This window comes from Flavobacterium foetidum, assembly GCF_004634245.1.
GTDB classification, from domain to species: domain Bacteria; phylum Bacteroidota; class Bacteroidia; order Flavobacteriales; family Flavobacteriaceae; genus Flavobacterium; species Flavobacterium foetidum.
Window position 1 is genome coordinate 116,081 of the sequence record NZ_SJTF01000004.1, and the last position, 15,237, is coordinate 131,317.

General features: G+C 34.2%; 17 protein-coding genes. 13 read left to right on the plus strand and 4 right to left on the minus strand.

Annotated features, from left to right (window positions below):
• Window positions 1-177: 177 nt before the first annotated feature.
• Window positions 178-678, minus strand: a complete 501-nt coding sequence (locus E0W73_RS07080) for a DUF456 domain-containing protein (protein ID WP_135221392.1) — start codon at window positions 676-678, stop codon at window positions 178-180.
• Between the two features lie 45 nt (window positions 679-723).
• Here E0W73_RS07080 and E0W73_RS07085 point away from each other — a divergent pair, with 45 nt between their 5' ends.
• Window positions 724-1,098 carry a hypothetical protein gene (locus E0W73_RS07085; RefSeq protein ID WP_135221393.1) on the plus strand — a complete coding sequence of 125 codons (375 nt, stop codon included), beginning with the start codon at window positions 724-726 and terminating at the stop codon, window positions 1,096-1,098.
• 49 nt (window positions 1,099-1,147) lie between these two features.
• Complete coding sequence (locus E0W73_RS07090; protein WP_135221394.1) at window positions 1,148-1,633, plus strand: hypothetical protein; 486 nt, start codon at window positions 1,148-1,150, stop codon at window positions 1,631-1,633.
• Between the two features lie 97 nt (window positions 1,634-1,730).
• Here E0W73_RS07090 and E0W73_RS07095 read toward each other — a convergent pair whose 3' ends face one another.
• Together E0W73_RS07095 and E0W73_RS07100 are read right to left on the minus strand one after the other, a co-directional pair.
• Entirely contained in the window at window positions 1,731-2,834 is a 1,104-nt protein-coding gene (locus E0W73_RS07095; RefSeq protein WP_135221395.1) for a glycosyltransferase family 2 protein, read from the minus strand.
• Window positions 2,831-3,775 (minus strand): lysylphosphatidylglycerol synthase transmembrane domain-containing protein, encoded by a 945-nt coding sequence (locus E0W73_RS07100; RefSeq protein WP_135221396.1) that lies wholly within the window; start codon window positions 3,773-3,775, stop codon window positions 2,831-2,833. The genes E0W73_RS07095 and E0W73_RS07100 overlap by 4 nt, the downstream gene beginning before the upstream one ends.
• Before the next feature lie 54 nt (window positions 3,776-3,829).
• Between E0W73_RS07100 and E0W73_RS07105 the strand changes: the two genes are divergently transcribed.
• From E0W73_RS07105 to E0W73_RS07145, 9 genes are all read left to right on the plus strand, one after another.
• Complete coding sequence (locus E0W73_RS07105) at window positions 3,830-4,411, plus strand: hypothetical protein (protein WP_135221397.1); 582 nt, start codon at window positions 3,830-3,832, stop codon at window positions 4,409-4,411.
• 43 nt (window positions 4,412-4,454) lie between these two features.
• Window positions 4,455-5,009, plus strand: coding sequence for a crossover junction endodeoxyribonuclease RuvC (ruvC, locus tag E0W73_RS07110; RefSeq protein WP_135221398.1), 555 nt, complete (start codon window positions 4,455-4,457; stop codon window positions 5,007-5,009).
• Window positions 5,010-5,156: 147 nt separating this feature from the next.
• Window positions 5,157-5,528, plus strand: a complete 372-nt coding sequence (locus tag E0W73_RS07115; protein ID WP_135221399.1) for a four helix bundle protein — start codon at window positions 5,157-5,159, stop codon at window positions 5,526-5,528.
• Between the two features lie 116 nt (window positions 5,529-5,644).
• The gene (gene hemW, locus E0W73_RS07120) at window positions 5,645-6,781 is read left to right on the plus strand and encodes a radical SAM family heme chaperone HemW (protein WP_135221400.1); all 1,137 of its coding nucleotides are present in this window, start codon (window positions 5,645-5,647) and stop codon (window positions 6,779-6,781) included.
• 79 nt (window positions 6,782-6,860) lie between these two features.
• Complete coding sequence (locus E0W73_RS07125; RefSeq protein ID WP_135221401.1) at window positions 6,861-7,610, plus strand: cyclase family protein; 750 nt, start codon at window positions 6,861-6,863, stop codon at window positions 7,608-7,610.
• 159 nt (window positions 7,611-7,769) lie between these two features.
• Window positions 7,770-8,171 carry a GNAT family N-acetyltransferase gene (locus E0W73_RS07130; protein ID WP_135221402.1) on the plus strand — a complete coding sequence of 134 codons (402 nt, stop codon included), beginning with the start codon at window positions 7,770-7,772 and terminating at the stop codon, window positions 8,169-8,171.
• Entirely contained in the window at window positions 8,168-8,518 is a 351-nt protein-coding gene (locus E0W73_RS07135; protein WP_135221403.1) for a DUF4260 domain-containing protein, read from the plus strand. The genes E0W73_RS07130 and E0W73_RS07135 overlap by 4 nt, the downstream gene beginning before the upstream one ends.
• A 6-nt stretch (window positions 8,519-8,524) precedes the next feature.
• Window positions 8,525-8,893, plus strand: a complete 369-nt coding sequence (locus E0W73_RS07140; protein ID WP_135221404.1) for an MmcQ/YjbR family DNA-binding protein — start codon at window positions 8,525-8,527, stop codon at window positions 8,891-8,893.
• Between the two features lie 106 nt (window positions 8,894-8,999).
• Window positions 9,000-9,704: a PH domain-containing protein gene (locus tag E0W73_RS07145; RefSeq protein WP_135221405.1), complete on the plus strand. Its 705-nt coding sequence runs from the start codon at window positions 9,000-9,002 to the stop codon at window positions 9,702-9,704.
• Between the two features lie 141 nt (window positions 9,705-9,845).
• On the opposite strand, the gene E0W73_RS07150 is transcribed toward E0W73_RS07145, so the two are convergent.
• Window positions 9,846-10,946 carry a DUF4407 domain-containing protein gene (locus E0W73_RS07150; protein WP_135221406.1) on the minus strand — a complete coding sequence of 367 codons (1,101 nt, stop codon included), beginning with the start codon at window positions 10,944-10,946 and terminating at the stop codon, window positions 9,846-9,848.
• A gap of 235 nt (window positions 10,947-11,181) precedes the next feature.
• Between E0W73_RS07150 and E0W73_RS07155 the strand changes: the two genes are divergently transcribed.
• Both E0W73_RS07155 and E0W73_RS07160 read left to right on the plus strand, forming a co-directional pair.
• Window positions 11,182-13,992, plus strand: coding sequence for a TonB-dependent receptor (locus E0W73_RS07155; RefSeq protein ID WP_135221407.1), 2,811 nt, complete (start codon window positions 11,182-11,184; stop codon window positions 13,990-13,992).
• Window positions 13,993-14,067: 75 nt separating this feature from the next.
• Complete coding sequence (locus tag E0W73_RS07160; RefSeq protein ID WP_135221408.1) at window positions 14,068-15,126, plus strand: phytase; 1,059 nt, start codon at window positions 14,068-14,070, stop codon at window positions 15,124-15,126.
• The last annotated feature ends 111 nt before the right edge of the window (window positions 15,127-15,237 follow it).

Sequence of the window (15,237 nt, forward strand, 5' to 3'; positions counted from 1 at the left end):
AAAATAAGTTAAAAATTTACAGGTGAGATTTCCAGTGCTTTAGCTGTAAAATTTAACATAGTCAACAAATACAGCACTTACAATTAATATAAGCAATTAAAATGAAATAAAAAAAAATTATGACATTTTTTCAAAAAACATAAAAAATAAGAAAATGCTTAGGCAAAAATTAACATTTTAAAACAGCAAAATGCGATTCTGCCATACAATCGTGAGAAAAATTCCAAAATAAATGATGCAGAAAAGGAAGTTGACAAAACTAGAGGCCAAAAATCCGAGAAGCGAACCTGTTGCTGCCTTTAAGGCACGCTGATGATTTTTGGAATCGTATAATAATTCACCAATTAAAGCTCCCACAAAAGGGCCTATTATAATTCCGAACGGAATAGGCGCCAAAATGCCGACAATCAATCCGATGTTAGTTCCCCAAATTCCATACGAACTGCCTCCGAATTTTTTGGTTCCTTTTGCTGGAATTACATAATCGAGAACAGTTATTATGAGCATGAGCACAAACGTTGTTGCCAAAACCCAATAATTTATTTCGACGGCTTTGGTTAGATACAACAGTAAAATTCCGACCCAACTTGCCGACAAAGCAGGCAAAACTGGAATAAAACTGCCCAAAATCCCTATAATCATGCAGACAAAACCAAGAATCAATAAAAGTGTATCCATAAAATTTGTAAATTTGCACTTACATTTTTTGTTAAAAAATATGTTATGCGTTTCTCTTTGTTTATACTATTTTCTGTCTTTTTTTCTATGATCGGTTCTGCTCAAGAAATCAAAAAAATTTCAATTGACGACCAACTTATTCAGGACAGCATTTATAAAAGTACTAAGAAAAAAGTACTTAATTATTCTATGAAAGAATTTGATGCATTGTTTTTTGAATATTTTGATCGTAAAAACAATCCAAATATTGTTTTGAGCAAAACTGAATTTTACAATTACACTGTTCAGATTGCCACCTTTTCTGATCGTCTTGCAAAACTATATCCTGACCAAAAAGAAATTGCCGCAAAAAACAAAGAAAAATGGCTTTCTGAAAATTACGAAGATTATCTACAATACAAGGTTTCTCAAAAAAAATAATCGTATTTTTATATTCTAAATTCGGTTATTCAACTCCAATACTTAAATTTTGAAGCAGTTTTTTTTCCTTTTCATTTGCATCGTCTTGAATTCTTGTCAATATTTTGAGAAGCAGGTTCCGTCTGAAAAAGAGTTACTCCAAAAAGAACTAAAATCGATTAATTGGAAAGAGGTAGATGAATATCCATCTGTTTCCAATTGCGAAAAAATAGCCGACAAAAAATTGCGTCAGCAATGTTTTTTTGAAGTAATGTCCGATTTAATTCAAGAAAAACTGAATGTAGACACTTTGGCTATTTTATATCCTGAATTAGATACTATCGAAGTTAAGGTAACTGTTTTTCCGAACGCCACCATGAAGTTTGAACCGCAGTTTCAAAAAGATTCTGTTGCTTACGATACTATAAAAATTGACAGCATTCTGCATGCGCGACTGGTTGATTTCCCTAAAGTGAATCCAGCTATAAAACGCGGTATCCCAGTAAAAACACAATTTATTCTGCCTGTTATTATAAAAGCAAAAGACAATAAATAGTTTTTCTTAACCATATAAGTGATGTAAGTTGATTTAAAATTGGAATGTACTGCCGATTCGTTTAACTTAAATTTCTCGTATAACTTATACGGTTAATTTATTTTGCAAAGCGTCGGTCTTTCCATTCATAAGAGCCAAACAAACTATATAGGGCAACCGTAGAACTAAAAAACGGATATAACAAACTACTCAATAGAAGGCTTTTAATTCTAGTTTTTGTCAAAAACCTATTGGTTATTGAAAGCAAAACAAAATCAATCAAAAACTTAGAAAAAGTAAAAAGTACAAAAATGGGATAGGACCAAATTCCCAAAACCAACAAGAAAAATCCAATTATAAAACTCAAATTTCCGAAGAAAACAATCAAACCTAGAAATTTACCAAAAGCGCTTTTATACGAACTAGTTTTTGCTGCCCATCGTACTCGTTGATAAAATAATGATTTCCAGTTTTCGGTTGGTTTTGTAGCAACTATTGCTTCTTGAGCTTTTAGATAATGAACTTTATCTGGGAATTTCTCAATCGCTTTTTGCAGTAAAAAAACATCATCGCCACTGGCAATTTTATCATTTCCTTCAAAACCATTTAAGCTTTCAAACAATGATTTCGTATAAGCAAAATTGGCTCCATTGCACATAAAACCATTATTCAAACCAAAACTCCCAATTGTTGCGCCTTGTAAACTTGTCAAATCTAATTGCTGAAAATGATCTAAAAAAGAATTTTCGCACTCATACATTACAGCGCTTGCCAACATCGAAACATTATTTTCCTGAATATAATTATCAAACGTCCACAACCAGTTTTCGGGAACAATACAATCTGCATCTGTCGTAATTGCCCACTCTGTTTTTACGTGTTGCATTGCTGTTGTAATCGCATCTTTTTTGGGAGAATTGGATACGCGCATGTTCTCGATCATCGAAACTTGAAACTTGAAACCTGAAACTTGAAATTTTTCGCTTGATGAATCATCAACCAAAATCACTTCGTATAAATCTTTTGGATAATTTAATTTTGAAAAGCTATTTAGAAGATTTGGCAAATTCTCTTTTTCATTTCGAAACGGAACAATTATCGTAAAACTTGTTTTCGGTTCTAGATTCTTTTTGCGGTACATTCTTATTCTGAAAAAACCATAAACAAGCAAAGAAATGTAGCTAATATAAATAGCTAATATGAAGAATAGTCCGAAAATCATGAGATTGTTTTGGCTTTAAAATTGAGCACAAAATAACTTCCTAAGACTACTGGCAGCACCACATTTAGAAACCACATCAAAGTGCTGATGAAAATCACAATCCATTCGTTTACGCCAAGAATTCCGAAGAAATAAATCGCTACGCTTCCTTTTACTGCAAAATCCAAAAACTGGAATGTTGGCAACGAAGAAGCTAGAAAATATACCGAAGTTATTGCGGCCATTAAAGTTAAATAAGGCAAATCGACATCAAAACCTAAAAACAAAAAGTAATATTGATGCGAAAAAACCAAATATCTCAAAATGCCTAAAAAGATGTTTTTTTGATGAACAGTTTTCGGAATTTCATTTATTTTATGGAGCAGCTTTTCTATCGAATAACCTTTTACTTTTATCTTTTTAATTGAAAATAAAACAATAAAGACCAATAGAAATCCACCAAAAAGAATCAGCACTGTTTTGGTTGTAATCACATTGAATTGTGCGTTGAAATACAACAACCCGAAAATCCCGAAAATTACGGTCAGAACCATCTGGATTCCGTTGCAGATTAAGTTTAGAAAAACTACTCTTTTCGCTTCAGATTTTGGATAATACAAAGCTTTTCCGGCGTACTCTCCTACTCCATTTGGTGTGAAAATTCCAGCTGTCAAAGCGGCCAAAACTTGTTTTGTAGATTCATAAACAGAGATTTTACGAATAACCTGCGCCAGATTCTGCCATTTTAAAATTTCGAAATAGCGATTCAAAACACTCAAAAGCAAGATGAATGAAACTCCTAAAACCGATTGGTTTTTACGGAACAATACAATGAATTTCTGCCAGTCTAATTTATCGTTGTTAGCCAGCTGATTGTAAATAAAATAAAATGCGCCGCCAACAATCAAAAGTTTGGCCAGAAGAACTAGGAATTGCTTAGCTTTGTGAGGAATTGAAATCATGCCGCAAAAGTAATTCAATTTGAGAATGTGGCAATTTGAAAATGAGAAAATGAAATGGCAGATTCCATAAACACACAACGTAATTTAATAAGTTCTCTAGTAAATTGTCACTTTTGTATAAAAAATGCATCCAAAACTTCAATATTAAAAGCTTTAAATGCATCAAATCTTGAAGTGGTTGAATTTGATGAAAAATTTGATTGGGATTTTTTATCTGATGAAAACCCTAATAATACCACAAAACCATTTATCCTATTTAGTGAAATAAATGAATGGTGTTATTTAATATGGAACGTTTGGGATTTTGAAGAAACAAAACAAATGACTTTGTTTCTTTCTAAAGAACTTAATACAAAGGTTTATTATTTTTTCATAGATCCTTGGATAGCTACCTGTCGATGGATTTTAACAGATAAAGGAAAACTGCTTAAATCATATAATGAAAGTCATGGTACAATATTAAATGATGAAGGTGATTTTGAAATAGAAACCATTATCAGAAACAAACTAAAAGACCAAAAAGAAAATGAGTTTTGGGAAGATAAATTCTGGAAACTATACAAAAATATTTGCCAGCCAATAGAAATACTTAATAAAGAACAAAATATACTATTGACAAAAGGAAATTTGGGTTGATAATTTTTCAACCTGAAACTTCAAACTTGAAACAAAAAAACAATTGACAAAAGAACGCATCATATTAGGTATTGACCCTGGAACCACAATCATGGGTTTTGGATTGATTAAGGTGACCAACAAAAAAATGGAATTCCTTCAATTGAATGAATTACAGCTTTCCAAATACGATAATCATTACCAAAAATTAAGAATCATTTTTGAAAGAACTATCGAGTTAATCGAAACACATTGTCCTGATGAAATTGCGATTGAAGCACCTTTCTTTGGAAAAAACGTTCAGTCGATGCTGAAACTGGGACGTGCACAAGGCGTTGCGATGGCTGCAGGACTTTCAAGAGGCATCCCGATTACAGAATATGAACCTAAAAAGATAAAAATGGCGATTACCGGAAACGGAAATGCCAGTAAAGAACAGGTTGCTAAAATGCTGCAACAGCTTTTAGGTTTAAAAGAATTACCCAAAAATCTGGATTCAACAGACGGTTTGGCAGCTGCGGTTTGCCATCATTTTAATTCCGGGAAAGTTATCGCTGGAAAGAGTTATTCGGGTTGGGATGCTTTTGTGAAACAGAATGAGGATCGAGTTAAAAAGTAAGTGGTCAGTAGTCAGATTTTTAGTGGTCAGTTGATTTTGAAAATCTACAATGATTCGTTTTTTTAGTATTCTGATGTTTCTAAAAAACGTTTGCTAAAAAAGAAGGCTTTTTCTTATATTTATTTTTATTCATAAATAAAAAACATCATGAGATTTCAAGATTTACTAGCTTACAAAAAGTCGTTTTCTTTAGCAATGAAGATATTTGATATTACAAAACAATTTCCAAAAGAAGAAACATATTCATTAACAGACCAAATTAGACGTTCATCCAGAAGTGTTCCTGTTACCATTGCAGAAGCATACAGAAAACGTATCTATCCAAAACATTTTTACAGCAAATTGACTGATTCTGATGGAGAAAATTCTGAAACACAAGTCTGGCTTGAATTTGCTCTTGCATGTAAATATATTTCGACCGAATTTTACAGTGACCTTTTGTCCGAAAGTATCGAAATAGGAAAACTAATAAACTATATGCTTTTAAACCCAGAGAAGTTTGGAGTCAGAAAAGAGTAAGCAGTGTTCAGGTTTTGAGTGGTCAGTTTTTAGCTTGAGGAATACTGACCACTAAAAACCTGACCACTGAATACTAAAAACTGATCACTAAAATTCTGAACACTGAACACTAAAAAATGAGCGGCATCTACATCCATATTCCTTTTTGCAAGCAAGCTTGTCATTACTGTGACTTTCATTTTTCGACTTCGATGAAAAAGAAAGACGAGATGGTTTTGGCTTTGGCTAAAGAAATCGGTATGCGAAAAAATAAGTTTTCTACTGAGATTGTAGAAACCATTTATTTTGGCGGCGGAACTCCTTCAGTTTTAAATAATGACGAAATAAACTTTTTGATTTCTGAAGTTTATAAAAACTATAAAGTTGCTGAAAATCCAGAAATTACACTCGAAGCCAATCCAGATGATTTGTCTGCGGAACGAATTTTCGAATTATCCAAAAGTCCGATAAATCGTCTTAGCATCGGAATTCAGTCTTTTTATGAAGAGGATTTGAAAATGATGAATCGTGCTCATAATTCTGCTGAAGCCAAAAAATGTCTGGAAGAAGCAACTAAATATTTTGATAATATTTCATTGGATTTGATTTACGGAATTCCTGGATTGAGTGATGCAATGTGGAGACAAAATATCCAGACCGCTTTAGATTTCGGCATTCCGCATATTTCAAGTTATGCTTTGACAGTTGAACCGAAAACGGCTTTGAGCAAATTAATTCAAACTGGGAAAATTGCTGAACCGCAAGACGAAGTGGCTTCGAATCATTTTATGATTTTGGTGGAAATGCTTCAACAAAATGGTTTTATTCATTATGAATTATCCAATTTTGGAAAAGAAAACTATTTCTCCAAAAACAATTCGGCTTACTGGCTGGGCAAAAAATACATCGGAATCGGACCTTCGGCGCATAGTTATGACGGCGAGAAAAGAGGCTGGAATATCGCGAATAATTCATTGTATCTAAAAGCAATTCAGAATGATGAACTCCCAATTGAAACGGAAACTTTAACCATTTCAGATCGTTACAACGAATATATTATGACAGGTTTACGAACGATTTGGGGTGTTTCTTTAGACAGAATCGAAAAAGAATTTGGTTCGGAATATTTGAGTTATTTATTGGAACAATCGCAGAAATTCCTAAATGACGATTTACTTTCAATCGAAAACAACATTTTAAAACCAACTCCAAAAGGAAAATTTTTAACGGATGGAATTGCTTCAGATTTATTTTATCTAAATTTGGAAGACTAAAAATTAGCCACGAAGACACAAAGGCGCAAATCAATTAAACTTTGTGACTTAGCGTCTTTGCGGCATAAAAACCAACTTTGTGTTAGCAAAAATCAACAACTTCGAAATCGACTTATCAAAACCAATCGATATCTCCATTCCATTAACCAATACCGATGAAAACCCCATTGCTTGGTACATCGAAAAACCAGCAATTGAACCTGTAGTTTTTGGTGATTGGATTGGAAAAGTTTCGGAAGGAAAATCATCGACGAATTTCAATAATATTTTCTTCAATCCGCATGGACATGGAACACATACGGAATGTGTAGGACATATTACGAATGATTTTTACAGCATCAATCAATCACTGAAAAAGTTTTTCTTTTTTGCCAAATTGATTACGGTTGAACCTGAAAAAATTGGGGATGATTTTGTGATTACGAAAGAACAAGTTTCATCTCTATTAAATGAAAAAACGGAGGCCTTAATCATCAGAACACTTCCCAATTCAAAAGAAAAAAAATCAAGAAAATATTCCAATACCAATCCGCCGTATTTGTCTGAAGAGGCTGCGATTTTCATCCGCGAAAGCGAAATCCAACATTTATTGATTGATTTGCCAAGTGTGGACAAAGAACATGACGAAGGAAAATTATTGGCTCACAAAGCATTTTGGAATGTAAAAGACACACATAATCTAAATGCTGATGCACGGTTAAATGCGACAATTACGGAAATGATTTATGTCTCAGACAAAATTGAAGATGGCGATTATATCCTAAATCTTCAAATCGCTTCGTTTGAAAATGATGCAAGTCCAAGTAAGCCTATATTATATAAAATTTAAAAGGTAGCCACAAATTACACGAATTTGCACTAATTTCTTTTTTTATTTTGCCACAGATTAAAAAGATTTCCACAGATTTAATCATTTTTAATCCTTTAATCTGTGGCAAAAAATAATTCGTGAAAATTTGTGTAATTAGTGGCAAAAAAACTAAAGAATATGATAACCGTTTCTACAGATAAAACCAAACTCGATGTTGTGTTTATACAGAACTTCCTAAAAGACATTTATTGGGCTGCGGGACGAACTATAGAAGAAGTTCAAAGAACGATTGATGCTTCGGTTTGTTTCGGAATTTATTTAGACGACAAACAAATTGGTTTTGCACGTGTCATTACCGATTATGTAGTTTTTGCATATTTGATGGATGTTTTTATTGATGAAAAATATCGTGGTAAAGGTTATTCATCTATTTTAATTGAAGCCATGATGAACGAGCCTCAATTGCAAGAAGTCAAAATCTGGCGATTGGCAACAACTGATGCTCACTTCTTGTACGAGAAATTCGGATTCACAAAACTAAATCATCCTGAAAAGATGATGGAAAAAATAATCAAATGAAAACAGTTTTAATACTCGAAGAAGCAGCATTGTTTATTCTCGGAATATTTTTTTTCAACCGCTTAAATTACGAATGGTGGTGGTTTCTGGCTTTAATTTTAGCTCCCGATTTGTCGATGATGGGTTATGCGTTTGGAAACAAAGCCGGAGCATTTCTTTATAATGTCTTTCATCATAAAGGAATTGCTCTTTTAATTTATGCAACAGGACATTATTTAAGCATCGAAATATTGCAATTAGCAGGAATTATTTTATTTTCACACTCTGCAATGGATCGTATTTTTGGCTATGGCCTGAAATACGAAAAAGGCTTTAAATACACACATTTAGGCGAAATTGGCAAATAAACAGTTATGAATTTAGAAACTTTTTACGAATATTGTCTATCGAAAAAAGGGGTAAGCGAGCATTTTCCTTTTGATGAAGATACCTTGGTTTTTAAAGTGGGCGGCAAAATGTTTGCTTTGTCTTCCTTATCGCAGTGGGAAAAGAACGAGCAATCAGTAAATTTAAAATGCGATCCAGACCGGGCACAAGAACTTCGAGCAGAATATGACGAGATAAAACCCGGATTTCATATGAGTAAAGTACACTGGAATACGGTGGCATTGAACGGAAATCTGCCAGATAAATTCGTCAAGGAATTGATAGACCATTCGTACGAATTAGTGTTCAAAAGTTTAACAAAGAAAATTCAAAACGAAATTACTGACTTGAGGTAAAATTTTTACCCAACAGGCAGAGCAATTAGAAATTAGGCATTACATTTGTAACGTCTGTAAAAAACTCAGCGACTTAACAGCTTAGCAACTTAGAATCTTTAAAAAAATGAAAGAACAATTTAAAAAATTTCTGAACGAAGAACAAGATCCAAAAGCGATTGAAAAAATCACTTCTAAACTTACAGATTTATTGATGAAAGGTGAAGAAGTTGGTTATATCGCAGTACAAAAAAAACCAGCAATCACTGTTTTTCCTGACAGTATTGTAGTAACAAACAAACGTATCATTATCTGTGAACCAAAAAACCTAGGTCTTTCAATGGATTTTACAGATTATGCTTGGGATGATATTGCAAGTACTTTTGTAAAAGAAAACATTTTAGGTTCGGAATTCTCATTTGCTACCAAAACAGATTTAGCAGTTACGATTGATTATATTCCGAAAATTCAAGCTAGAAAAATATATACTTACGCTAAAGAACAATTAGATTTACTAAAAAATCCTATAACTACTACTCCAATTCAGGAAATCGTAGAAGAAGTTGCGCCTGAAGCGGAAGAAATTGAAGAAGTAGAAACAGAAGAAGTAACCAGCTTTGCAGAAATTTTACCAGCTGCTCCAGCTGTTACCGAAACTTATGAACCGCTTCCAACACAGCCGACACCACCTGCCGGAGAACGCAAATTGAGTGATTTATCTAAAGAAGAACTTTTTGATAAATTGCAGAACTACAAAAAACTTCTTGATAATGGTTTAATCATGCAGGGAGAATATGATACTTATAAAAAAGAGATTTTAAGTTATATGTAAATTTCTAACCGCAAAGAGCGCAAAGATTTACGCAAAGCACGGAATGAAAATCATAAAAAAACCATCAGTTTCCTGATGGTTTTTTCTTTTTAAACTTTGCGAACCTTGCGTAAATCTTTGCGTTCTTTGCGGTTAAGTAAATTAAAGCGTAGCCTTCTGTTTGTCTAAAAAGCTGTGAGATTGCAACTCTAATAACTCTTTTGCATTTTTTCTTTGCAAATCGTAAAGTGCCTTATCTTCGGCAATATCGGCATATACTTTATCATGCATTTCGGCGCTTGTTTTTACTAATAAATCACGTTGGTATTTATTTTGTGATAAAGTCGCTTTCATTGCAGTTTCTGCTTCTTCTTGCTTGAAATCGAATTCACCTTTCGGCGCTAATAATTTGGCAATAATTGGCGATGTTTCGATTGCTAAAAATAATAACATTATAAAAAATGACGGTAGCCAAGGCAGTTTGTTCAAGGCATTGATACGCGCCATTAATCCGTCGAAACCTTCAATGATGGGCTGTGTCTGCGAAACTTTTTTGTCTAAATCGGCTTGAAGTTGTACGCCTGCTTTTTCTTTTTCGGCAATTTTAGCTTCGTTTGTTTTTTTCAGCATTTCAAATTCTTTAAGTGCTGCATCGTGTTTTTCACGTTTTTCTTTATAAACTGGACCTTTTCCTAATTTCTTGGTTCCGGTAGTTCCTTCAGCTTCGGTGATGTAAACCGAATACAAATCATTTACTTCTTTTTCTTTTTTTACAATATCTGCTTTTAGAGCTGCGATTTCGGCTTTGTTTTTATCTAAATCGGTTTTGAAATAAGTTCCAATTTGTTTTTTGTTGGCCAATTCCATTTCGTTTTTCTCTTTCAATAAAACGGTATTGATTTCTTTTTCGAAAATTTTAATCTCCAGAGGTTTCGAAATTACAATCGCAATAATAACCGCCAATAGAATACGAGGTGTTGCCTGTAGAAATTCATCTAGAAAACGATCCCTTTTCTTAATAGTCGAAACGATAAATCGGTCCAAATTAAAAATCAGCAAACTCCATACAAATCCAAATATCAAAGCGGGATAAATAGAATCGAAAACGGTAAAAAGCGCATAGGCACTGGCTAGAAAAGCCATAACTGCTGTAAAGAATACTGTGGCTCCAATACCAACATATTTGGTTTGTTCGCCTTCTGAGCAGTCTTTCAAGATGTCACGGTCGACTCCTGAACATAAAATAAAAAAATGTTTTAACATGATTGATGATTTTTGATTTGATGATACGGCAAATTTAACGCCAAATTTTTAATTAGAGATAAAATATTTTTTTCTTTTTGATTGTGAATCAATTATTTGATGCATTCGATGTTATTTAAAGATTAATAAATTTTGAGAGCAACCTTCCAATCATAACACTATGTTAATTTTTTTTCAAGACTTTAGTAATACACGGGTCTTAGTTTCGCAATCGAAAATCAAACTAACACACACAATGAAAAAATTCTTTTTATTAACAGCTTTCTTTTTACTAGCCTTTACAGGTTTTGCTCAAAAAGCGATTATATCTGGAAAGATATTTGACGCTGATGACAAACTGCCTCTGCCTGGAGCAATGATTCAGATTGTGGGCGAAAAAAAATATACTGTTTCTGATTACAACGGACGTTTTGAACTTCTTAATATTAACGAAGGAACTTACAAACTTGAAGTTAAATATATTGGTTATACTGCTTTGGTTCAGGAAATAAAAGTAGAACAAGGAAAAAACAACGTAATCGATTTTGCTCTTAAAGCTTCTGAAAACGAACTTAAAGAGGTAATCGTTGGAGACATCTTAAAAGGTCAGGCAAAGGCGCTGAATCAACAAAAAAACAACAAAAACATCGGAAACGTAATTTCTTCTGATCAAATGGGACGTTTCCCAGATGCAAATGTGGGAGACGCTTTAAAACGTGTACCTGGTATCACCATGCAGAACGACCAAGGTGAAGCTCGTAATATTATTATTAGAGGTTTGGCTCCATCATTGAACTCTGTTACTTTAAATGGTGACCGTATTCCATCTGCTGAAGGAGATAACAGAAACGTACAAATGGACTTGATTCCGTCTGATATGATTTCGACTATCGAAGTCAACAAAACCCTTACCTCAGATATGGACGCTGATGCGATTGGAGGTTCTGTAAACTTAATTACAAGAGCAACTCCAAACGGAGAAAGAATCTCTGCGACTCTTGCAGGAGGTTATTTGCCAATTCGCGACCACGCTTCTTATACTGCTGGTTTAGTGTATGGTAATCGTTTTGCTAATGACAAACTCGGAATAGTTTTTAGCGGTTCTTACAACAATGTGGATTACGGTTCTGACAACATCGAAAACGAATGGGTAAAAGATGATTTCGGAAATGAATATTTACAAGCCTCTGAAATCAGAAAATATGATGTACAGCGCATTCGTCGCAGTGCTTCATTGGCTTTCGATTATAAATTCAATGAAAACAACACTATTTTTGCTAATGCAATCTACAACTGGAGAGACGATAGAGAAAACCGTTTTAGAACAACTATCGACGATATTGAGCCAATTTATAATGGAGAAAAAATCACTGGATTTGAAGGTCGTGTAAAACGCCAGACAAAAGGTGGTGTAGATAACAGCAGAAACAAAAACAGAAGATTAGAAGACCAAAGAGTACAGAATTATTCGCTTCGCGGAGAACACCTAATCAACTCAACTTTAGACTTAGACTGGTCTGCCAATTATGCAAAAGCAAGAGAATACCGTCCGGGTGAGCGTTATATCGAATACCGTCAGAAAGGTCTTGATGTATTCGAAAATTTAACAGATACCAGATTTCCTCTAGTTACAACAGCGGGAGAAGCTCTAGATCAATTTGAATTTGATTCGGTTACCGAAAATACAGACGAAACAAGCGAAAGCGAGTTTGGCGCAAAAGTGAACATCCGTTTCCCTTTTTCTGTAATTGCAGGAGAAAAAGGACGATTGAGAACTGGTCTTAGACTTCGTTTAAAAGAAAAGGAAAGAAACAATATGTTTTATTCGTACTCGCCTATCAATGGCGGAATGGATTTATTATCTGAAGTTCCAACTTCATACTTTGATGGACAAGGATACAATCCTGGAAGCAAATATGTACCAGGAACATTTGCATCTGCTTCCTATTTAGGTGGTTTAGATTTAAACAACTCTGCCTTGTTTGACAAAGAAACAGATCCAGCAGAATATTTAGCAGTAAACTATAATGCAAAAGAGAGAATTACTGCTGCTTATGTAAGATGGGACCAAGATTTTAATGATAAACTTTCTATGGTTTTAGGTTTCCGTGCTGAGAATACTCATATTGATTATACAGGAAACCGTGTTTTGGATGAAGAAGAATTAGAGAGCAGAATCAACAACACGAACTCTTACACCAATTTACTGCCAAGTATTTCATTACAATACAACGCTACAAAAGATTTAGTATTAAGAGCTGCTGCAACAACGGCTTTGGCAAGACCTAATTATTACGCATTGGCTCCTTATGTAAACAACATCGCTGCAGATAAAGAAATTACAGCCGGAAATCCAGATCTTAAAGCTACGTATTCATACAATTATGATTTCATGGCAGAGAACTATTTCAAATCTGTTGGTTTAATTTCTGGAGGTGTTTTCTACAAAAGATTAAATGATTTTATTTACAACTACAGCGACAATCAATATACTGATGCAAAATTTGCTGCAGATTTTCCTGATCAAGCAAATCCAATTCCGGCGGGAGAAAACTGGTCTTTTTTACAATCTAGAAATGGTGATAATGTTGATGTTTACGGATTTGAGGTTGCTTTTCAACGTCAGTTGGATTTCTTGCCAGGTAAGTTCTTAAAAGGTTTTGGTATCTATTTGAACTATACTTACACAAAATCTAAAGCAAGCGGCATTGCTGATGAAGACGGAAACGAAAGAAGAGACATCACGTTGCCAGGAACAACTCCACATATGTTTAACGGATCTTTATCTTGGGAAAACAAACGTTTCTCTGCCAGAATCTCTACAAACTTCACCTCTGATTATTTAGATGAATTAGGTTCTGAATCGTACAAAGACAGTTATTATGACAAACAGTTTTTCTTAGACGCTAATGCTTCTTACAAAATCACAAAACAATTGCGTGTTTTTGCCGAAGCAAATAACTTAACCAATCAGCCGTTACGTTATTACCAAGGAGTTGCTGCTCATACAAAACAAGCTGAGTACTACCAGCCTCGTTACAACTTCGGTTTGAAATTAGACTTGTAATCTGCAATTTTTTAAATTCTTAAATTAGACAGGGTTTAACCGCTCTGTCTAATTGTATTAAAATATATCACACAAATGAAAAATAAATCTTTAGTTGCTCTTTTACTTTTAGCTGTTTCATTCACAGCATGCAAAGACGATAAATTAGCGCCAATTCAGCCGAATGCTGTTAAACCGACAACCGTTACCGAAGCATTACCTCACGATACAGACGATCCTTCAATCTGGATTCATCCAACCGATGCTACTAAAAGTATTATTGTTGGAACAGACAAAGACACAGATGGTGGTTTGTATGCCTTTGATTTGAATGGAAAAATCCTGAAAAAATCAATCCCATTAAAACGTCCAAATAATGTAGATATCGCTTACGGATTGATTATTGACGGAAAAAAAGTTGATGTGGCGGTTACAACAGAACGCGAAGAAAACAAAATCAGAATCTTCAGCTTGCCAGATTTAGAACCAATTGATAATGGCGGAATTCCGGTTTTTGAGGGAGAAACACAACGCGATCCAATGGGTATTTCCTTGTATACTCGCCCAAGCGATGGAAAGATTTTTGCTATTGTTGGAAGAAAAACAGGTCCTTCTGGAAGTTATTTATGGCAGTATGAACTTTCTGGAAACGGTAAATTCGCTGCTGCGAAAGTGGTTCGCAAATTCGGAACCTACAGCGGTAAAAAAGAAATCGAAGCAATTGCAGTTGACAACGAAATGGGAACTGTTTATTATTGTGACGAACAAGTTGGGATCAGAAAATACAAAGCAGATCCGGCTTTAAATGATAATAAAGAACTGGCTTTCTTTGGTCAGAAAGATTTCAAGGCAGATCACGAAGGAATTGCAATCTACAAAAAAACAGATTCTACGGGTTATATCTTGGTATCAAATCAGCAAGCAAATTCTTTTATGGTTTATCCAAGAGAAGGTGTCAACGGAAATCCGAACAGCTATCCTTTATTGGCTGAAGTTCCGACTTCGACAATCGAATGTGACGGCGCCGATGTTACAAGCGTAAACTTAGGTCCAAAATACAGAAACGGACTTTTTGTAGCGATGAGCAACGGAATGACTTTTCATTATTACACTTGGGATTTGATTCAAAAACGTATTGATGAAGCGAAGAAATAAGTTTGCAATATTCAGTCGCAGTAGCAGTATAAGTGTTCAGTGTTAAAATTACTGAGACTGCGAACTGAGATTGTAAACTAAAAAAAGCTGTTCGTAATGAACAGCTTTTTT